The sequence below is a fragment of the Herbiconiux sp. VKM Ac-2851 genome (assembly GCF_013205105.1).
Taxonomy (GTDB): domain Bacteria; phylum Actinomycetota; class Actinomycetes; order Actinomycetales; family Microbacteriaceae; genus Herbiconiux; species Herbiconiux flava.
This window is the reverse complement of record NZ_JABMLJ010000002.1, coordinates 1199478-1219340: the sequence shown is the minus strand read 5'-3', so window position 1 is coordinate 1219340 and position 19863 is coordinate 1199478. Positions and strand designations below refer to the sequence as shown.

Below are 19863 nucleotides of genomic sequence, written 5' to 3'. Positions count from 1 at the left end.
TTCGGACGCAGCGATCGTTAGCCGTTACCATGGTCATTGGGGGACGCTAGAGAAGGGGTGAGGCCGTGAGATCACGAGGGGCTAGCGGCGTCATCACAGCTCTGGTTGGAGCGGCAGCACTCTTCCTCATCGTCATCGCCATCGGTATCGAATACACCCTCATCGCAGCGGTCGTCTTGTTCGCTACCGCGGTCCTGTTGCGATTCCCCATCGCGGGGATCTATGCACTTGTCGTCCTACTGCCATTCAACGGTCTCGTCTCGCAAGTGACAGAGGGCTCCTTCATTCCCACGCTCTACGGGGCGGCCAAAGACTTCATCCTGCTCGGCATTCTCCTCGTCGCCCTCATATCGGGTCGGGTGAAGCAGGTGCCAGCGCCTGTTGTCGCCCTCGTCTTCATCACCGTCGTCTCGGCTATGGCGTCAGCGATCTTCACACCCGACTTTCTTCAGGCGAGTTACGGGTGGCGAAACGACTATGAGCCTCTGCTCCTTTTGATCGCGGTGCCGGCCATCGCGGACGTCGGCTCAGTCCGCCGGATTCTCGCCCTGGTGCTCGTCATGGGACAGATCAGTGCCGCCGTCGCAGTAGTGACGTGGACACGCGGCCTCGAGTGGCTATTCGACATCGGGCGGCTTCCGGTCGCGAACCCTGATGACTTCCCCACGTCGTTGTTCAGCTCGGGAAGCAACTGGCCGCGGGCATTCAGTCCCTACGTCGCACCCAACGAGATGGCGGTCGTCATGGCGAGTGTGCTCGCCGTGATCTGGTTGTTCCCGCGTATCCGTGGTTCTGTTCGTATGCTGTTGTCCGTCCTGCCGGTGGTGGCCATCATCCTGTCGGGGTCAAGAAGCGCCCTTCTCGGAGCAGTCGTTCTCGCATGTGTCCTCGCAGCTCGGAGCATCTACAGCCGGTCAAGTCTGCTGTCAGTGTCGTTCCTGGTGCTGGCGGCGATCGGGGTGCTCGCGGGCGCCGGCCTGTACATAACCAACCAGCTCGGAGACGGTGGGGATCCTTCCCTGGGTGGGCACTCCTCGAGCTTGGACGAGGGTCTGAGAACCCTCGTCCAGAACCCTTTCGGCGTGGGCCTCGGCCTGGTCGGCCCGCGAGCCGCCAATTACGAGCAGTCCTACCACGTCGAAAGCTTCTGGCTCCTCATCGGCCTGGAAGCCGGAGTCATCGTGCTGGGACTGTTCGTCATCTTGATGCTCGTTCTCGTTAGGCGGTCCGTGACGAGCAAGAGCTCATTGGGCTTCCTCGGTGCGGCGGTTCTCGCCGCGTCGCTCGTGAGCCAGTTAGTTCTGCCCACGTTCCAGGAAGGTGCCGTGAGCTTCCTCGTCTGGTTGCTGGTTGGACTATCCCTGACCGCTCTCCGCAACGAGGAGGCAGCCGAGCTGGGGACGAGCGCTCTCCACGAGCCCGTGAAGGAGCTCACGGGCGGGTCGCAGCCGTGAGGCACCTAGCAGGACATCCGATACTGCTCACCCCGTGCTAGGCGAACACACCACGGGGGCCGCACCGGTATCGCCGAACCCCTCCGGGTCACACGCGCCGGATGGCATGGGGCGACCGCTGCATCAAGGAGCCGCATGATCGGATGGTTCGCCAGTGGCACGGGATGGAAGCGTCTGCAAAGCCACCGCCTCGTCCCTCCCCAGCTCTCGATTCGACCTCGAAAGGGAACATCTCACCTTCTGTGTCGTGCAGTGCGCAAGGTTTCCGAGCGTGATGTTCCGGACACCTCATGCGCGTCACGCCCGCCGAGGCCGGCACCGGAAGATGTGTGTGAAAGAATCGCACGCAGGGTGAAGGGCCTGATCGCGCTGACGACAGGGTCCTCGATCGCACCGGTGGACAACGAGAGGTAGCAAACGAGTGACCTTGAACGACTACATCTGGGTGCTGCGTAAAGGCTGGATCTACATCGTCGTCGGGCTCCTATTGGGGGTGGCCGTCGGGTCGGCGCTCGTCATCGCTTCCATTCCCAAGTACTCAGCGGCGGCAAAGGTCTTCGTCTCGGTTCAGAGCACCGATACCGCCAGCGCCGGGGAGTTGGTGTCAGGCAACAGCTATGCTCAGCAGAAGGTGCGGTCGTATCTCGATCTGGTATCCACTCCGTCCGTACTGGAACCGGTGATTCAAGAACTGGGCCTAGCCACCACTCCGAGCGAACTCGCATCACAGATCACGGCGACCTCGGCCGCAAACACTGTAATCATCGACATCTCTGTCGTCGATACTGATCCGAATCGGGCCGCCGACATAGCCAACGCCACGGCGAGCAGTTTCGAGACGGTGATCGTGGACGACCTCGAGAAGCCTCTCGGCGGCGGCCCCAGCCTCGTGAAGGTGCAGACGGTTCAACCAGCCATATCTCCCTCGCGGCCCTTCAGCCCCAACCTCGCTCAGAACATAGCTCTGGGCGCCGCTCTCGGACTCATCATCGGCACCGGTGCGGCCATACTGCGATCAGTTCTCGATACTCGGGTACATGGGCGCCACGATGTCGAGGCGGTTACCGACGTACCGATACTCGGGGGCACGACCTTCGACGCGGACTCCGTCGCACACCCGCTGATCGTCCACGCCGACCCCCGTAGCCCCCGAGCGGAGTCGTTCCGAGGCTTGCGTACCAACTTGCGGTTCGTGAACGTGAACGGCGATCAGCGTGCTTTCGTCATAACTTCGTCGGTATCTGGAGAAGGTAAGAGCACGACCGCCGCCAACCTGGCCCTCGCTTTGGCGGAGACGGGCGCTCGGGTGGTGTTGATCGATGCCGACCTCCGCCTCCCCCGACTGGCTGACTACATGGGCATTGAAGGGACAGTCGGTCTGACCGATGTACTCATCGGCCGCGTTCCGCTCGCTGACGTCCTCCAGCGCTGGGGCGAGAAGGAATTATTCATTCTGCCTGCTGGTGACGTGCCGCCGAACCCGAGTGAACTCCTGGGATCGGACGCCATGGTCGAGCTATTGGCGGCCCTGAACGAGCAAGTCGACTACGTGCTCCTGGACTCGCCGCCACTATTGCCGGTTACCGACGCCGCGGTGCTGAGCAGTCTGACCGCGGGGGCCATCGTGGTCGCGGCCGCAGGGAAAGTGAGGAAGGCGCAGCTGACAGCGGCCATCCGGAACCTTAATCAGACGGACAGCAAGGTCATTGGCGTGGTGGTCACCATGCTTCCCTCGAAGGGACCGGATTCCTATGGGGGTACCGAGTACAGCTACTACGGCAACGGAGCTCGACCGGCAGCAGAATCTCCGAGGGCCCAGCACAAACGGGATCGCGCCTAGAGCCCGGCGCGCACCAGCTCGATTCGCGTCATTAGGTTCCCGCCGTCGATCATCTCCCAGGTGGCCTGCGCGTCGCATGCCCTCAGGACTTCGGAATCTGCTGTCGCAGGTCCCGGCGCGATCGGAGCCGCGGTGCCGCACTTCTGTCTAGCCCTTCAGTCGGGCCGTGTCCCGGGGCGCCGCCCGCATCGGTCAGGCCACCGTCCGAAAGGATGCTATCGAAAGTTGCATCCGCGTCCGCCCGAACCGCGGTGTTCAGATCACCCCTGAACGAATTGGCGATGGGGGTCGAGTGGACGTCGTCAAGGGTCCGCGGCGCGTCCTCGATCCGGGTTTCTGGCTGGTCAGCGTGAGCCTGATAAGAGTATCCGTATCCGTATCCATACCCGTATCCGCCACCCCGTCGGGGCACGCGGTTAAGGATGATGCCGAGCGGCCGGGCATTGGCTTTCTGGAGGTTCTGCAGGGCCTTATTCAGGCCCTCGTAGGTCGTCCTTCCAACGCTGCCCACGATCAGCGCCCCGTCGGTGTTGTGGGTCAGTATCGCGGCATCGGTTACCGGAATCAGTGGCGGTGCATCGATCAGGACGATGGCGTGCGTCGAAAGCTCCGCGAGAAGACTGTGCATGCGCTCCGAGCCCAGAAGCTCGCTGGGATTTGGCGGAATCTTTCCGGAGGCCAGAATAGCCAGGCGCCCCGACGTACCCCATGGCTGGAGAACGTCTGCGATGGCAGACCGACCGGCCAAGACATCCGTCAGGCCGGCTGCCCCGACAAGATTGAAGGTCTTATGAACCGTCGGCCGACGCAGATCCGCGTCAACGAGTATTACCCGCTGACCGCTGGCGGCAAGCGCGATAGCGAGGTTCGCGATCGTGGTTGATTTTCCGTCGCCGGGAAGCGGGCTCGTCACGACGATCACCCTCGGAGGGTTGTCGACGTCCATGAATTGCAGATTGGTCCGCACCTCGCGCAGCGCCTCGGCCACCGCCGCGTCGTCCTCTCCCAAATTCGAGTAATCCGTAGCGCCGTCCATCGAGACAAGCCGATCGTCATCCGTAAACCGACGGTCCACCGGGATCGCGCCGATGACGGAGAGCCCGGTTTCCTTCTCTACGAGTTCTGCAGATCGAATGCGTCGGTCCAGGGTATGCCGGAGGATCGCGTAGGCCAGGCTGAGAAGGAGACCCGCGACAAGCCCCGCGAGAATGGCGAGACGGGTGTTCGGCGACGTCGGTGAGGTCGGTAACACAGCGGAGTCCAGAGGCACTAGTTGGACGACCCCGGTCGATGCACCTGCTTCAGACCCGGGGTTCTCGATCGTCTGTATCTGCGCCGCTATGCCACGCAACCACGCTTCAGCCAGGTCCCGTGCCGCTACAGGCGTCGCACCGGTCGCACTCACCTTGAGCAGCACGGTGCTCGAAGGGTTCGTCACCGCAATCCGGTTGACCAGCTGTTCGGGCGAGACGTCCTCGAGTCCCAGGCTGTCGATGGCATACTGTGCGACGGCGCGAGAAGCGCCGATGTCGATGTACGACTTAACCTTCGATTGTGCGAGATTGTCGCCGACAAGGGCATTACCCGTGTCGGTAGTACTTCCGGCCGACACGTAGCCGCTGGCGTCAGCCTCGAACACCCGTGGTTGGAGCAGCGACCAACCGAAACCAGCCGCCCCTCCTACGAGAGTCAGAAGTACGATGACGATCCAATGCGCCCTGACGATCCCGAAATACGATCGCAGCTCCATCTGTGCCTCTATTCGTTCGAGGAGCCCAGGAGTTGCGCGGGAAGCCTCGCCCCTCCGAAGCGCTCACGGCTCAATTGCAACATTCTATGGGCTCGGCCTGGCTAGTCTCGCCCGATAGGTTCAACCAGCACCACCGGACGCCCGCGGTTCGGCCGCAGCGGCAGGAACCGCTTCCGAGCTCGCCATGACGCCCACGGCCTCCCGCAAGACAGGTCCCAACAACGATGCGAACTCGATCGTCAGATGTGTTCCGTCGGTCCGAATGGGCGTGTCGGCCGCAAATGCGGGGCATCGGTCTTCCGACCCGCAAAACCAGGACTTGGTGGAGAGATACTCCGCAGGTCCTTCACCGACCGCGGCGCGCTGTGATTCCTCGAACGCGGTCCACGGAAAGGCGATCTTGGCGATGCAGGCGGACGGCGTTGCGCCTGGAACTGCGCAATCGCGGAGAGATGAACCGATCGGTGGCGATCCGAGCACAATGGTACGACCGGACGATGCAACGACCCGATCGACGACGGACGCCGTGCCTACTCTTAACTCGACCCGGAGTTCTCGAGGCGAAGGGTTGGACGCCATTCGATCGGCCGTCGTATACGCACTCGCGAGAATTGTGAGTTCCGGGTTGATGAGGTCGATGGTTTCAAGAGCCCATTCTCTCCACGGAGCGCACTCCGGGTAGGCGGACGAGTCTTGGTGCACGACCTCCACGGCGATACTCGGGCATTCACCGCGCGTGAGCTGGTGAACTCGCCAGCCATCGGTTTCAAACCCAGCGCGAACCGTGGGTAGCCATGCCATTGCGAAGGAATCCCCGAACAGCACAACGTCTTTGCCTGTGTCCGTGGGGCCATATGCACATGCGTCCAGGTTTGACGCATCGACGTTCAAGCACGCCGTGGCCCGCATTGTGTCCGACCACGCCGATAGACCTAGATCACTCACCGGAGGCATGAGCTCCGGGAACGACTTCGCCTGAAGAGCTTCCTCGATCGACGCTTGTTCCAGCACGGCAGCTGTCTTGACTTGTCTGTCGACCGACGCGCCATCTGCGAGAGGCTCCAGCGCCTCGGTAGTCGGCACCGCAAAGGATGCCGACGGCCTCACCGTGTGTTCGGTGGTGACGAGTCCCATCACCACGATCGCGGCGCTAGCGACAGCCAGTGCACCGAGCCAGCCGAACTTCAGCCGAGCGCCGAACCGCTGTCGCCATGAAACCCAATTCTGGTGTCGAGCGGATCTCCGAGCCGGCTCAAGCCAAGGCGATCTCATGACGGGTTCCTCAATGAGGTAATACGATCCGATCGAGAACACGACAATGAGAGCCACGGTCAGCGGGAAGTAGAGCCAGGGGTTGGTTCCGATGACGATCGCGGCAAACACCATGATTGGAAAGTGCCATAGGTACAGAGAGTACGAGATGTTTCCGATGAAGACGCTGACTCGGTTCGTCAGGGGCCACAGGAATCGCTGTCGGCCCCCGCTTCCTCCGATTATCACGAGACCCGTCGCCATGACAGGAAGAGCTGCCCAGGGCGCGGGAAACGGAATTGAATCGTTTATGACGAAATATGAGGCGACGATGCCGAAAAGCCCCAACCAGCCGAAGACCGGCCTAATGACGGTGGGCAACTTGGCCCACCAGGGCGCTGCAATGGCGAGGAGGGCGCCGAACCCCAGCTCCCACGTACGCGTGAATGTCGAGAAGTACGCCACCGTCGGATTCCCGACGGTGTCGAGTAGCGCCCAACCGAAGGATCCGGCCACGATCAGCAGCATTACGATACCGAGAACCATCCGGCGCATACCCGCTCTCGTCCAGAGGCCGACGAGGGTCAGTACCCCAACCATCAGCCATGGCCAGACAAAGTAGAACTGCTCTTCGACCGACAAGGACCAGAAGTGCTGAAGCGGTGACGGAGGTTCGGCAGCCGAGAAATAATTCGTTCCCGCGGCTGCAAAGTGCCAGTTCGCTGAGAAGAGGAAGGCATAGGCGGCGTCCCACGCCGTCTGAGCGAAACGCGAGGTGTTGAAGAGTACGAACGCCGCGATGATCGTTAAGACCAACGTCGCCGTCGCGGCAGGAACGATCCGCTTGAGCCGTCGACGGTAGAACCCCGTGAAGGAGATTCTGTTCGTCCGTTCATGTTCGCGAATTAGCAGACCGGTGATCAGGAAACCTGAGATAACGAAGAAAATGTCGACCCCGGCGAAGCCGCCGAGCGGCCATCCGACCAGGTGGTCGAGAATGACGGCCACCACGGCGATCATTCGCAGCCCCTGGATGTCGGGTCTCACGTCTCGTTTGACCAACACCGAGCCCGCGGCGACAACACGTGACTCAGCCCCCATCGTTGCGCTTGACGACATTCAAGACCCCCCGGTTCTAGGCGGCAAGCATATCGTGAGCGGCCGAGCCGCAAGACGCGGTGTAGCGGCGCCCGAGGGGCACGCCACAGAGGCTTCTGCGGCCCGCGATCAGTGAGCGGGAACGATCTGAAGCGCCATCTCGTCGACGAGCTCGATGATGCGGGCACCGACTAGTTCGTGGGTTTCAGCCGACCGCCGATAGGGGTCAGCGATGTCGTCGGAATCGGTAAGTGTGACCATGCCACGGAACCGCGACGCATCCAGTACCGTCTCGAACAGGCCTCGGCCCTCCGTCGAACCCGGAAGCGGCACCTGCTTCTGATGCTCCCCCAAGATTCGAACGAATTCAGAAAGCGTGAATGTACGCTTTAGGGCGAAGGGGAACTCACGGGCTATCTCGGCCCGCTGTTCGCGCGTCATGGTTATCACGAGGGTCGATGCTCGGAGGATGGCCGCTGTGATCTGACGAGCCGCATGATCCTGGACCGCGCCGGCTCGTTGGGCGATCTCACCGGGGAGGGTGTCCATCGGCGCACCGACCACCCCTTGCAGCCCAGCACTGGCGATGATCAGGCCCTCGTCCCGCATGTTCGCTAGACGCGCACGCAGGACCTTCTCGGCCAGGGGAGACCGGCAGATGTTCCCGGTACAGACGAAGAGGATGGTTGGTGGGCCGGGAGGAGGGGTTGGCTTACCGAATAGGTCGTCGAACATGGCTTCAATTCCTACAGACTCGCATTGCGAAACTCGCTTGATACAGTCTAGCTTCGAGGGTCGCAGGGTTCGAGAACCAAGACGCGGGCGATGATCCGATACGCCAGTGGGTTATCGTGACGCTATGACCGAAATGGACCGGGTCGCGGGAGTCAGCCAGACGGCCAACCTCCCCGGCACTGATGCCATTCCTCTTGCGTGTGCGTCGGTTTCCTACATCGCGCGAGCAACTCGGGTCAGGGCGATCGTGATCAAGGGTCTGGTTGCCGAGGAGCACCGTCTACGGCCTCCGCGTGCTTCAGCCGACGTCGATCTGTTGGTGGATCCTGCCGGTTTTGACGACCTGGTGGCCGCCCTGCGCCTAAGGGGCTGGCACGAGCGCGCCCATCTGTGGCTGTTCGATCGCCTGGAAGAGCATTCGATGACGCTGATTCACGATCGGTGGCCAATCGACATTGACGTTCACCGCCATTTTCCCGGCTTCCTCCTCCCTCCGCAACAAGTATTCGAAGAGTTATGGTCACACCGCCAGCAATTCATCATCGCCGCTCAACCCGTGGATGGCACTGATGCAACCGCCGCAGCGGCGGTCGTTGCACTGCATGCCCTGCGTCGGATGCACAGTGAAAGGAACAGCGTCGAGTTCGAATTCCTAGCTGAGTACCTTCGGTCCGACTCTGCTACAACGGCCGAGCTAGTCCACCTCGCGACGCGCACGGGCAGCTCGGAGACGCTGACGCCGCTCTTTCAGCGCCTCGATGTCGAAGGAGTACCGGGGCCTCACCTGCCGGCAGGGGCGCTCGCGGCGTGGAACCGCCGGGCTGCTCATCCATCTCGGACCGGTGAATGGTTCAGCTACTTTCTCCGAACGCCAAGACGGGCCTGGCCGAGGGAGCTCGCCCAGGTGCTTTGGCCGGCTCGCGAACTTTTCAGGCAAGATCACCCTGGTGTGCCAGATGCGACAGGCGCCCTCTTCGTGGCCCGAATTGCCCGTCTGCGAAATGGGGCGGGTGGACTGATCCGCATCGCAGTCAGTGATTTGAGCCGACTGCTCGCAGGGGTCCGCCGGAGACGCTGATCCGGAACCCCGTATCAGCAGCTGAACGCAAGCTCCTTCACGTCCGGTTGCGCGAGCATGGGCCCCACGAGCGTCTGCACGCTCTTCTCGGGCAGAGGGGTCACGTCGATGTCGATCGTGGCGGTCTGGCTTTCGCCCGGCGCCGCCAGGATGACACCTCGAGCGACCGGGTACTCCCGGTCGCTGCCGGTGAAGGCCGCCTCCTGGTCGGTGCTGCCTGCGATTGCAGCAATAGAGGCGCCGGGCGGCGCATACACATAGGTGAAGACCCGGAGGTCGCCCTGGGTTATCTTGAAGCCGTTCCCACCGGCACCCGTGATGTAGGGCGAAAGACCGTCGACCGCGGCGGGATCGAGGATGTTCGAGGCCGTGATGTGGACGCGCACGATCCGGTTGCCGGCGGCACACTGCGCCTGGCCCACCTCGATCGTCGAGCGGAGGTAGTAGTCCATCTTCGATCCCAGGTAATCGCTGTAGTAGACGCCGATCTCATGGGCAGTGTCGGTGCCCAGGGGCAGACGGCCTGCGAGACCCGCGTCGCCGATCAGGCCCTGCACGGTCTCGTCGAGACTCGACGCGAGGATGCGCCGTTCCTCGCCGGCACGCTGCACGGCGGAGACGAACTTTGGCACGTCGACGTTTCCGCTCATCACTGAACTGAACATTTCGCCCGCAGCGCTGGCGAAGAAGGCGTCCTGAGCGTCCGGGTCGTCAGAATAGGTTTGATAGACAGAGTTCAGCAGCAGGTCGATGGCGTTCTCCGAGGTGAGCTTCGAGCCGTCGGCGAGATCGATCGAGCCGGTCGCCTCGAGAATGTAGGTCAGCGCGGTCGGGTCGATGAAGATGACCGTGTCAGGGGTCACGCCGCGCTGACTTCCCCACATCGAGCGGGTGAGGTCTGCGGCTACCTCCACACGCGGGGTCAAGGTGTTGTTCTGGCTCTGCAGGCCGAACGGCACGAGGAACAGCGCTCGGTCCTCTTTCGAGACGTGACTGTTCGCGAACTCCTCCGACTCGAAGTCGAATTCACGACCCGACGTCTGTTGAGTGATGCTGACGCGGCCCTGGTCGGCTGTCACCAGGATCTGCGCGCCGGCGATGCCCCCCAGCGGCCGCACCTCGGCGGAATTCTCGAAGATGAGCAGGTAGTTGCGAGGTCCGTCGGCACCGAGGAGGCCGGGAAGAACCGGTGCGAGCTCCTTCGCGGTAGCGATCGCGGGTTCGACGTCTCCGACGAGTGAGTCGATCTGCGTGACCGCGTTTTTCACCGGCCCGATCAGTGCATCGGAGTCGATCGTCGAGATGTCGCTCTTCGCCTGCGTCAGAGCAGAGCCGGCACTGTCGATCACCGGGAGCACGTCCCGAATGGCCTGAAGATTCACCGCACCGTCGACCGGCTTGAACACTGCCGGCGACAGGCTGTCACCCAGAGCCACCGCCGGAACGACCGCGTCGTCGACGACGGATGACACGCTGGTGGCCACGATCCGCACCGCCGACAGGTTCTGGCCGAAACCGGGCACAGCCTCGGCGAGCGCCCAAGCCGGGTTCGCGGTGGCGTCTTTCGCCGCGGTCGTGTGCTCGGCAAGCTCGTCGACCTCGGATTGCGCCGACCCCGCCTCGCCGGCAAGCACCTTCTCCTTCACCGACGACAGGAGCGGTTGGGCCGCTTCGAGTTCGCTCTTGACGGTGAGCGCGCTCGAAGCCACCCAGGCTGCCGCGCCACCGACAACCACTAGCAGCAGCACCAAACCCCCGACCACCCACGGCCAACGTCGACGCCGCTTCCGTCGCGATGGGGCGGTGCGGTCAGATCGGCGTCGGTAGGTTTCGTCGGTCACCTCGTCAGTGTATTGCGCCGGGCCCGGGCGATCCTGAGCGAACCGCGAGACCCATGAGGCGTAGGGGACATCCGTGGCTCTTACGGGCGGCCCATGGCCTTGTAGTCCCAACCCGCTTCGCGCCAGACTCGGGAATCGAGCACGTTGCGGCCGTCGACGATCTTCTTGTCCGCCACGAGATCGGCAAGGTCCTCCGGAACCAGATCACGGTACTCGCGCCACTCGGTGAGCAGCAGCACGATATCGGCGTCGCGCACGGCCTCGGTGGCGTCGGCAACGAAGTGCAGCTGCGGATGTTTGGCCCGAGCGTTCTCGATGGCCTCGGGATCAGTGGCGCTCACGATCGCGCCGAGACCGTGCAGCTGCACCGTGATGTCGAGGGCGGGCGAATCGCGGATGTCGTCGGAGTCGGGCTTGAACGCCAACCCCAGCACGGCCACCTTCTTGTCGAACGCCTGTCCGTCGAGCATCTCCACGACGAGGTCGACGACTCTCTGACGACGACGGAGGTTGATGGCGTCGATCTCCTTGAGGAAGGCGAGCGATTCTCCGCGGCCCAGCTCCTCGGCACGGGCTCCGAAAGCGCGGATGTCCTTCGGAAGACAACCGCCCCCGAATCCGATGCCCGCATTGAGGAACCGCCGACCGATGCGCGCATCGAAGCCGATGGCGTCGGCCAGCTCGGTGATGTTCGCTCCGGTGACCTCCGCGATCTCGGCGATCGCGTTGATGAACGAGATCTTCGTTGCCAGAAAAGCATTCGCCGAGACCTTGACGAGCTCGGCCGTCGCGTAGTCCGTGACGACCAGCGGAGTGTCCTCGCTCAAAGCCTTCGCGTAGACCTCGTCGAGAACCGCCTGGCTCCATTGCGCCGTCTCGGGGTCGTCGGAGACGCCGTAGACGAGGCGGTCGGGCGAGATCGTGTCCTTGACGGCGAACCCCTCCCGAAGGAACTCGGGGTTCCACGCCAGGTCGGCGCCAGGAACTGCTGCGCGCACCTTGGCTGCAAGACGTGCGGCCGTTCCGACCGGGACCGTGGATTTGCCGACGACTAGGTCGCCCGTCTTCAAGTAGGGAAGGAGTGCATCCAGGGCCGCATCGACGAAAGTCATGTCGGCACTGTAGGAACCCGGCTTCTGCGGGGTTCCCACGGCGATGAAGTGCACGGTCGCCTCTGCCGCCGCCGACATCGAGGTCGAGAACGTCAGCCGGCCCGATGCGCTGGCGGACGTGAGGATCTCAGGAAGGCCGGGTTCGAAGAACGGCGCCTCACCCACAGCTAGCGCCGCGATCTTCCGCTCATCGACATCGATGCCGACGACCTCGTGCCCCAACTCCGCCATCGCAGCCGCGTGCACGGCCCCCAGGTAGCCGCATCCGACAACGGACATCTTCATAGAGTCGCTCTCCTCATAAATGGACGGGCTTCGCAGATACTGCCCCATCCATTCTTAGCAGGTGCACGCCCGATGTCCGAAGCGACGGCCAGTGGCCGGGCCGGCGCATCGGGGTAGTCTGCTCTATGGACACGACTAACATCGTGGAATTCTTGGCCGAGGCGCTTCACCCGAGCAGCCCGGGCGATCCGACTTGGGGAGACCGTTTGTCACAGGCGCTAGACAGTCTGCGCGGAAAGAAGCTACTGCTTGCCGCGTCGACCGGAGGCCATCTTTCGCAGCTGCACCGTTTGGCGGAGCTGATGGAACCCGCCGACGACTCTTTGTGGGTCACGTTCGACAAGCCTCAGAGCAGGTCCATGCTGGCCGATCAGAGGCATCGCTTCATTCCGTACATCGCACCGCGCGATGCACGCCGCGTTCTCAGTGGCGCAAAGACCTTTCGCGAGATCCTGGCAGAGGAGGAATTCGACGCGGTCGTGAGCACCGGAGCGGCGATCGCCCTTTCCTCTCACCTCGTCGCTCAGCACCACGGGCTGCGCACGATCTACATCGAGAGCGTCTCCCGCTTCGACGGCCCTTCGCTCACAGGACGCATCCTCCAGCGCGTCCCGCGAATCGAGCGCTACTGCCAGCATCCCGGGTACGACGCCCGGAAGTGGAAGCAGGAGTTCTCCGTTCTGGATGCCTACGCCTCGGATCCGACGTGGAAGCCGACGCAACCGCCGCGTTCCATTTTCGTCACCCTGGGGACGATCCATCCCTATCGCTTCGATCGCCTGGTCGACAAGCTGGTGTCCGTGGCCCCTCCCGAGACCAGGTTCACCTGGCAGCTCGGTTCCACGGCCCGCACTGACCTCCCGGGCGATGTCCACATCGAGATGTCGTCCACGGCGTTCGAGGCGGCCGCCTCGGAGAGCGATCTCGTGATCACCCATGCTGGCGTCGGGACGATCATGGGGTTGCTCGACATGCGGCGCCCGACCCTGGTGGTACCTCGCCGGCGAGGCTATCGCGAGCACGTCGACGATCATCAGCTGCAGATCACGCGGGAGGTCTCTCAGCGCGGACTGGCCGTCGCTGCTGAGGTCGACCAGATCGGAACCGGCACGCTCGCTGCCGCCCTCGCGAAGAAGGTCCTCTGACACTCGCGTCGAGTATCAGCAGTCCGGCGAGATGATCGCCTTGATCCAGGCGCCGGTCTGATACACGTATTCCGAGGCCCAGCGTCCCAGGTCGTAGTCCCGGTGATCTGAGACGAATGCGACTCGATGGCCTTCATCCGAGCCCGGGATGCAGCGGTCGAAGAGCATGCGAGCTCGGCTGATGTGCGTGATGGATGTCACGACGATCATCGAGCGCCAGTCCTCTTCGGCGAGGAGCTCAGAGGCGAGCCGAGCCTCCCCCTGGGTCGTGAACGGGTCAGGTGTGATGCACTCCACGGGGTAGTCGGTGTCGCCTCGGCAGAGATCGCGCACGAGGGTGTGCTCGTCGTCATCCCGAACGTCCGCCGGCACCGAGATCACGATCTGATTCACTACGCCGTCGTCCACCAATTGCAGCGCGACACGCAGACGCTGCACGGTCGGTGGGCCCAGGACCAGCACGGCGTCCGACCTGGTCGGTTGGTCGATGCGCGGAAACGCGTACGCCCAGGTGGTCACCGCGCCGAGCATGATCGTCAAGACGGCCGCCGCGGCGGCCACGATCAGGACAAGACGCCGACTGGAGCGGGTGGAGGCGGTCAGGACGCGTCAGCCGTTGCTCGAGATGTCGCCGAGGCCCTCATCGTCGTAGAGCTCCTCCTCGAGGATCAGCTCTTCGATCTCGGGGTCTTCCGAGCTGTAGGCGTTCTCTTCGGGCGATTCTCTCTTCACGGGCTGCACTCCCTTTGTGAGCGATCGAATGATGCCGCCGAGGTGACGGCTCGTGCGTCGAGACTATCGTCTGGCCAATGCGAGCCTGGCCTGAGCCGATGACATACTGGGGAGATGCCTGACGTCTCCGTGGTCGGCGGCGGACCGAATGGTCTCGCCGCGGCCGTGACGATGGCGCGAGCCGGGCTCTCGGTCGAACTCTACGAGCGATCCCCGACCCTGGGTGGCGGCGCCCGCACGATGGAGCTCACCCTCCCGGGCTTTCTCCACGATGTCGGTTCGGCCGTGCATCCGATGGGCCTGGCATCGCCGTTCTTCAGGGCCTTCCAGCTCTCGCGCCGGATCCCGTTCCTCGTGCCAGAGGTCTCGTACGTGCATCCGCTCGCCGGTACGACTGCCGGCGTCGCCTATCGCGACCTCGACCAGACCGTCGACGAACTCGGCATAGACGGCGGCGCGTGGCGGCACCTCATGAGACCGCTGGTCGAGCACATCGACGGCGTCACGGATTTCACAGGCTCGCAGCTGCTCCGGCTGCCGCGCGACCCGGTGACCGCCCTCCGATTCGGCCTGCGAACCCTCGAGCAGGGCTCCCCCGCCTGGAACCTGCGATTCCGGGGCGACACGGCACCGGCCATGATCAGCGGCGTCTCTGCACACACGATCGGCCGGATGCCCTCGCTCGCGTCGTCCGGAGCAGGACTCGTGCTCGCCGCTCACGCCCACGCCCGGGGCTGGGCCATCCCGGTGGGCGGCAGCCAGTCGATCATCGACAGTATGCGACAGGATCTCGAAGCCCACGGTGGCGTCGTGCACACGAGCGTCGAGATCGACGATCTGCGATCCCTGCCGGAGAGCACTGCGACACTGCTCGACGTGTCGGCGGCCTCTCTGAAGAGGATCGCTGGCCCTGCCCTGCCCGACTCGTACCGGTCGCGCCTCGACCGGTTCCGGTTCGGCGACGGCATCGCGAAGGTCGACTTCGCTCTGTCCGCTCCCGTTCCTTGGGCGAACACTGAAGCGCGTCGGACGGGGACACTCCATCTGGGCGGCACTCGAGCGGAACTCGCCCGCGCCGAGGCCGCGGTGGCGCGCGGAGAGCACGCGACGGCCCCCTACGTCCTGGTCTCCCAGCCCACAGTTCTCGACCCGAGCCGCGCACCGGCCGGCAAGCACGTGCTCTGGGCCTATATCCACGTGCCCCGCGGGTCGACCCTCGACCCGACCGCGGTGGTCACCGACGCCGTGGAGCGTTACGCCCCGGGTTTCCGGGACGTCATCGAGGCTTCGTCCGCCATGTCGGCGGCGGAGGTGGAACGCTACGATCCGAACTTCGTGGGAGGGGACATCTCGTCGGGGGCCCTGTCCATCCGGCAGATGCTGGCCCGCCCGGTGGTCTCGGCCCGACCATGGCGGACTCCCGCGCGGGGCGTCTACCTCGCCTCGTCGTCGACGCCCCCTGCTACCGGAGTCCACGGTCTCTGCGGCTATTACGCGGCCCGCACCGCCCTTCGAGACATGTTCTCTCTTCCGGTGCCGTCGCTGAGGATCGACTGACCCGCCAAACCGAATAATTCTCGACCACCGCGGTGTCGGGCAGGCTATGTTGGTAGGCATCATGAGGCTCTGGGTGCCTCACTGAGAGGCTTTGGGGGTCTCGACCATGCCGAATTTCTCGCGACGCATATTTCTCGGTGCAACAGGGATCGGGGCCTTCAGTCTCGTCGCCGGGGTGCCCATCGACAAGGCGATGGCCGCCGGGGGCCCGCAGACGCCCGCTTTGGCCGCGCTGTCAGGGACGACGTCCGATGCCTCCCCGGCGATCATCGAATACCTCCGATCCGCATCCGGGGCCATCGTCCTGTCCGGTGACTACTTCTTGGACTCGGTCATCGAGGTGCCACCAGCGGTCACTCAACTGGAGGTGACAGCCGGCAGCCGACTGAAGGTCAGGGGCGATCATCCGGCCCTGTCTCGAACCGGCACCATCGTCTACCGGGAACAGACCCCGGCCACCATGGCCAAGGGCAAGACCGCGATCACGGTGAAGGACGCTGCGAAGTACAAGGCCAACGAGTACCTGCTCGTAGCGGGCGACGACGGGCTCTCGGGCACTGGCGACCGCTACGGCTATCTTCGGCGCGTGACGAGTGCCTCCGGCACGACCGTGCAACTCGACAAAGCACTCCCCCGCGCCATCTCCATCAAACCGCGCACCGCCCTGGTCAGCCTGGCACCGAGTCTGACCATCACCGGGGCGGGCGAGATCCTGCATTCCTCGCCGCTCAGCAGCACATCACCGCTCGTGCGTTTCTTCGCCACGGACAACCCCCGTTTGATCGGCGTCGACCTCCACGACAACGGAGCCACGGGGGTGCTCGTGGCGAACTGCCGGAACGGACTCATCGACTGCACCATCCGCGACCTCGCCGACGACGAGGCGAACGGCCGCTTCGGCTATGGCGTCAACGTCGCCGGAGCCACGCGGGGCCTGACCGTCCGCGGCACCATCAGCCGGGCGCGGCACGCAGTCACCACGAACGTCGGTCCTTTCGTGAGCGTCATGGGCGCGGCCGGCGAGCCGGAGGACTGCCGCTTCGAACCGGTGGCCATCGACTGCTCCGACAAGTCCGTCGACACCCACCGGCTCGGTTGGAACACGACCATCGTTCCGCACATCACCGGGGGACGCGGTGGTGTCCAGGTGCGCGCCGACAGCACGCGGGTGATCGGCGGCACGATCACGGGCAGTGCCGGACCGGGCATCTCGGTCAATCCGCTCGTCGCCGTGGCTCCGGTCATCGACGGCACCGTCATCAGCTACCTGAAGCCGTCGGGCGTGGCTCTTCTGGCCGATGCGCCGGTGATCGCGTCCAACCTCGACATCCGCGACTGCTACGGCGTCAACATCGTACTGGCGTCAGGGTCCACCGTGACCGGTGGGTCGATCGTCGCGGGAGGGGCCACCGGTGTGCGATTCCGCGGGAGCGGGAACTCCGTCACGGGCATCCGGCTGGGCAGCAACGTCACCACTCCGTTCACGGAGGATCCTGGTGCCACTAGCAACACATTCTCGGCCTCCACGGAGGCACCGGGCGCCCTGCCCGCCCCGAAGAACACGGCGCTGCCCAAGGTGGGCGGCACCGCCCAGGTCGGACAGCGACTGACGATCGATGACGGCACCTGGGACGTGGGGCCCCTCACGTTCGCCTTCACGTGGCTTCGTAACGGGACCCCCATCTCGGGCGCGACGAACCGCACCTACCGCACGTACGACGTGGTCAGTGCCGATGCGGGCGCCGCGTTGAGCGTGCTCGTCTCTGCGAAACGCGCCGGCTACCAGGATGCCTCGGCGACCTCGGAACCGACCGCTCCGGTCGCGCAGGGCGCAGCACTTGTGCCCTCGGTCGCACCGGTGGTGTCCGGCACGGCGAAGCCCGCCGGCACCTTGACCGTGACACGCGGCACATGGACGCCGGCAGCCCAATCGACCAGCTGCGCCTGGTTCACGAACGGGGTGGCCAACGGGACGACCGGAACGAGCTACAAGGTGCGGTCGTCCGATGTCGGCAAGAAGATCACGGTGACGGTCACTGCGAAGCGCACGGGATGGCAGACGGGCACCTACACGCCTGCGGCCACCACCATCACCGCGTGAAGCGGGTCACGCCCTGCCGTTAGAGTCGAAGCCCGCGACGATCCAGAAGTCTTTGGTCGAGCGTCCGCGCACGCTGTCGAGAATCGTCGTGGGCGATGAGTAGAACGCTCCGAGCGCCAGCTGTCTGACCTTCGCTCCCCGCGACCGCGCGGCGTGATAGCGGATGCGCGCAGCGGACAGGCGGATGAAACGCCGGTCCGCGAGGGTCAGGTGTCGCCGGTGCTTGGCGAGGTAGGCCTCGAGGCCGGCCGCCCTGAACTCGGTGCGGCCGGTCAGCTGTCCGGAGGAGTGCTTGCGCTGCAGCACCGCGGCGCGAGGATTCACCACGTAGTCGAATCCTTCGAGCAGGAAGCGGAAGAAGAAGTCGCCGTCGTTCTTCACGGGAAGCAGCTCATCGAATCCGCCGAGTCGGGCGAACGCCCCCGCCGTCACGATGAAATTACTGCCCGTGACGCCAGGATTGTTCGAGGCGGCGGCGGCCGCGGCCAGCCCAGGGCTGACATGCAGCCCGGGCGCCGTCGCCTGGTCTCGGAACATCTCGAGCCAGGTCGCGACTCCGTCTGCGCTGGAGTTCTCGAGGAGCCGGACGGCCGTCTCGAGGTAGTCAGGCTTCCACTTGTCGTCGTCATCGAGGAAGGCGAGCAGCTGCCCACTCGCTTCGGCAGCGCCCAGATTGCGAGAGCTCGACGCCCCGGACAGGCCCTCGTTGTGCACCAGCGTCACGGCCACCGGCGATGATCGGGCGATCTCGGCACACAGAGCGTCCGTCGCATCGTCCTCGACATCCGTAACGACGATGATCTCGCTCGGGAGCCGGGTCTGGGCGAGGACGGATTCCACGGCTTCCCGGAGGAAGTCGGTGCGCGCGTGGGTGGGGATGATGCAGCTGACGCTCTCGGTCATGACGCGATCCAGGACGTGATGGCCTTCATCGCGGCGTCCTGCTCAGCAACCTTTTGTTCGAAGAGCGATGCCATGCCGAGGCGACGCTCATCGTTTTCGGCGAGGGCGGCGAGCATCGCCGCTGAGATCCCTTCAGCGGTCGGCTCCGCGTAGACGGCGACGTCGTCGAAGTACTCCTTGAGCACGACCATGGGACTCGTGACCAGAGGTGTGTGCGCCTCGAGCGCTTCGTATCCCGCTCGTTGCATCGTGTCCTCCGCCGTCGTGATGGCACCGATCACCGACGCGCGATGCCGAAGGATCTGGTAGTCGGAGCGGGATGCGAATCCGGAGAAGACGACGTTCGGGCTGGCGGCGTCCCGAGCGGACTGAGGAGCCTTCCCTGTGAGCACCCATTTGACGTCGGGCGTGCGGCGAGCGGCCTCGAGAATCTCTTCGATGGGCTCGTCGTACCCCCACCCCAGAGGCAGCAGCACGAAGCGACCGCGACTCGCCTCGTCCAGCGCCGGGTCGTCGAATCGTTCCGACGCAGGGGGCTGAAACTTCTTGAGGTACCCGTGCGTGATGAGCACGGTGGCGCCCGCGGCTTCAGCACGAGCCGCCAGAGCACTGTTCGTCACGATCACCCTGTTGCCGCGTCGACGTGCGATCCGGAGGATCCAGGGCGTGGCCCAGGACCACTGCGGGTCCTGGAAGGCCCCGGTGTGCATGTCGGCAGCCAGCTTCGCCCCCGAGCCCAGGCTGTAGATCCATGACCGCAGCAACGAGAAAAAGGGGGGCTGCATGACGATCACGGTGGCAGGCCGCTTCGCGCGGAGCATCGATCCCGTCTGCTTCCACTGCCGCCAGTAGCGCACCGGCAAGGAGATGCCGTCACCGCCGTAGATGTACACCGGCTCGATACCCAAGCCCTCGGCCATACCGGCGCTTCTACCGTTGTAGGCGACCCAGCTGAGGTACACGGCTGGCCCCTTCGCCATG

The 19863-nt window shown here is 64.4% G+C and carries 15 protein-coding genes; 6 read left to right on the top strand and 9 right to left on the bottom strand.

Going from position 1 to position 19863, the window contains the following annotated elements; genetic code table 11:
• Nucleotides 1-65: 65 nt before the first annotated feature.
• Together HQQ85_RS12355 and HQQ85_RS12350 are read left to right on the top strand one after the other, a co-directional pair.
• Nucleotides 66-1454, top strand: a complete 1389-nt coding sequence (locus HQQ85_RS12355) for an O-antigen ligase (protein WP_173182756.1) — start codon at nucleotides 66-68, stop codon at nucleotides 1452-1454.
• Between the two features lie 421 nt (nucleotides 1455-1875).
• The gene (locus tag HQQ85_RS12350) at nucleotides 1876-3294 is read left to right on the top strand and encodes a polysaccharide biosynthesis tyrosine autokinase (protein ID WP_173182755.1); all 1419 of its coding nucleotides are present in this window, start codon (nucleotides 1876-1878) and stop codon (nucleotides 3292-3294) included.
• Nucleotides 3295-3376: 82 nt separating this feature from the next.
• Here the strand turns inward: HQQ85_RS12350 and HQQ85_RS12345 are convergent, their stop codons facing one another.
• The 3 genes from HQQ85_RS12345 to HQQ85_RS12335 all read right to left on the bottom strand — a co-directional run bounded on the left by HQQ85_RS12345 (nucleotide 3377) and on the right by HQQ85_RS12335 (nucleotide 8128).
• On the bottom strand, nucleotides 3377-5044 hold the full coding sequence (locus HQQ85_RS12345; protein ID WP_173182754.1) for a polysaccharide biosynthesis tyrosine autokinase: 1668 nt from the start codon (nucleotides 5042-5044) through the stop codon (nucleotides 3377-3379).
• A 120-nt stretch (nucleotides 5045-5164) separates the two neighbouring features.
• A complete protein-coding gene (locus HQQ85_RS12340) occupies nucleotides 5165-7396 on the bottom strand; it encodes an acyltransferase family protein (protein WP_256430672.1) in 2232 nt (743 codons plus the stop codon).
• 126 nt (nucleotides 7397-7522) lie between these two features.
• Nucleotides 7523-8128 carry a hypothetical protein gene (locus HQQ85_RS12335; RefSeq protein WP_173182752.1) on the bottom strand — a complete coding sequence of 202 codons (606 nt, stop codon included), beginning with the start codon at nucleotides 8126-8128 and terminating at the stop codon, nucleotides 7523-7525.
• 124 nt (nucleotides 8129-8252) lie between these two features.
• Here HQQ85_RS12335 and HQQ85_RS12330 point away from each other — a divergent pair, with 124 nt between their 5' ends.
• The gene (locus HQQ85_RS12330) at nucleotides 8253-9206 is read left to right on the top strand and encodes a hypothetical protein (protein WP_173182751.1); all 954 of its coding nucleotides are present in this window, start codon (nucleotides 8253-8255) and stop codon (nucleotides 9204-9206) included.
• A 14-nt stretch (nucleotides 9207-9220) separates the two neighbouring features.
• On the opposite strand, the gene HQQ85_RS12325 is transcribed toward HQQ85_RS12330, so the two are convergent.
• Nucleotides 9221-11047: a DUF4012 domain-containing protein gene (locus tag HQQ85_RS12325; protein WP_173182750.1), complete on the bottom strand. Its 1827-nt coding sequence runs from the start codon at nucleotides 11045-11047 to the stop codon at nucleotides 9221-9223.
• Between the two features lie 80 nt (nucleotides 11048-11127).
• On the bottom strand, nucleotides 11128-12444 hold the full coding sequence (locus tag HQQ85_RS12320) for a UDP-glucose/GDP-mannose dehydrogenase family protein (protein WP_173182749.1): 1317 nt from the start codon (nucleotides 12442-12444) through the stop codon (nucleotides 11128-11130).
• A 125-nt stretch (nucleotides 12445-12569) separates the two neighbouring features.
• Between HQQ85_RS12320 and HQQ85_RS12315 the strand changes: the two genes are divergently transcribed.
• Complete coding sequence (locus HQQ85_RS12315) at nucleotides 12570-13589, top strand: glycosyltransferase (RefSeq protein WP_173182748.1); 1020 nt, start codon at nucleotides 12570-12572, stop codon at nucleotides 13587-13589.
• Between the two features lie 15 nt (nucleotides 13590-13604).
• Here HQQ85_RS12315 and HQQ85_RS12310 read toward each other — a convergent pair whose 3' ends face one another.
• Together HQQ85_RS12310 and HQQ85_RS21370 are read right to left on the bottom strand one after the other, a co-directional pair.
• The gene (locus HQQ85_RS12310) at nucleotides 13605-14120 is read right to left on the bottom strand and encodes a YdcF family protein (RefSeq protein ID WP_254069439.1); all 516 of its coding nucleotides are present in this window, start codon (nucleotides 14118-14120) and stop codon (nucleotides 13605-13607) included.
• Between the two features lie 78 nt (nucleotides 14121-14198).
• Nucleotides 14199-14321, bottom strand: a complete 123-nt coding sequence (locus HQQ85_RS21370) for a hypothetical protein (RefSeq protein WP_256430671.1) — start codon at nucleotides 14319-14321, stop codon at nucleotides 14199-14201.
• 114 nt (nucleotides 14322-14435) lie between these two features.
• Here HQQ85_RS21370 and HQQ85_RS12305 point away from each other — a divergent pair, with 114 nt between their 5' ends.
• Nucleotides 14436-15878, top strand: a complete 1443-nt coding sequence (locus tag HQQ85_RS12305; RefSeq protein WP_173182746.1) for an NAD(P)/FAD-dependent oxidoreductase — start codon at nucleotides 14436-14438, stop codon at nucleotides 15876-15878.
• A gap of 175 nt (nucleotides 15879-16053) precedes the next feature.
• Nucleotides 16054-17979 carry a right-handed parallel beta-helix repeat-containing protein gene (locus tag HQQ85_RS12300; protein WP_173182745.1) on the top strand — a complete coding sequence of 642 codons (1926 nt, stop codon included), beginning with the start codon at nucleotides 16054-16056 and terminating at the stop codon, nucleotides 17977-17979.
• Between the two features lie 6 nt (nucleotides 17980-17985).
• Here HQQ85_RS12300 and HQQ85_RS12295 read toward each other — a convergent pair whose 3' ends face one another.
• A complete protein-coding gene (locus tag HQQ85_RS12295; RefSeq protein WP_173182744.1) occupies nucleotides 17986-18882 on the bottom strand; it encodes a glycosyltransferase family 2 protein in 897 nt (298 codons plus the stop codon).
• Complete coding sequence (locus HQQ85_RS12290) at nucleotides 18879-19802, bottom strand: hypothetical protein (protein WP_173182743.1); 924 nt, start codon at nucleotides 19800-19802, stop codon at nucleotides 18879-18881. Before HQQ85_RS12290 ends, HQQ85_RS12295 begins: the two co-directional genes overlap by 4 nt.
• Nucleotides 19803-19863 lie beyond the last annotated feature (61 nt).

Bases quoted from the DNA above. Each gene is read 5' to 3' on its own strand.
- HQQ85_RS12345 (WP_173182754.1), bottom strand. From the start codon at position 5,044: ATGGAGCTGCGATCGTATTTCGGGATCGTCAGGGCGCATTGGATCGTC.
- HQQ85_RS12340 (WP_256430672.1), bottom strand. From the start codon at position 7,396: ATGGGGGCTGAGTCACGTGTTGTCGCCGCGGGCTCGGTGTTGGTCAAA.
- HQQ85_RS12335 (WP_173182752.1), bottom strand. From the start codon at position 8,128: ATGTTCGACGACCTATTCGGTAAGCCAACCCCTCCTCCCGGCCCACCA.
- HQQ85_RS12330 (WP_173182751.1), top strand. From the start codon at position 8,253: ATGACCGAAATGGACCGGGTCGCGGGAGTCAGCCAGACGGCCAACCTC.
- HQQ85_RS12320 (WP_173182749.1), bottom strand. From the start codon at position 12,444: ATGAAGATGTCCGTTGTCGGATGCGGCTACCTGGGGGCCGTGCACGCG.
- HQQ85_RS12315 (WP_173182748.1), top strand. From the start codon at position 12,570: ATGGACACGACTAACATCGTGGAATTCTTGGCCGAGGCGCTTCACCCG.
- HQQ85_RS12310 (WP_254069439.1), bottom strand. From the start codon at position 14,120: ATGCTCGGCGCGGTGACCACCTGGGCGTACGCGTTTCCGCGCATCGAC.
- HQQ85_RS12305 (WP_173182746.1), top strand. From the start codon at position 14,436: ATGCCTGACGTCTCCGTGGTCGGCGGCGGACCGAATGGTCTCGCCGCG.
- HQQ85_RS12295 (WP_173182744.1), bottom strand. From the start codon at position 18,882: ATGACCGAGAGCGTCAGCTGCATCATCCCCACCCACGCGCGCACCGAC.
- HQQ85_RS12290 (WP_173182743.1), bottom strand. From the start codon at position 19,802: ATGGCCGAGGGCTTGGGTATCGAGCCGGTGTACATCTACGGCGGTGAC.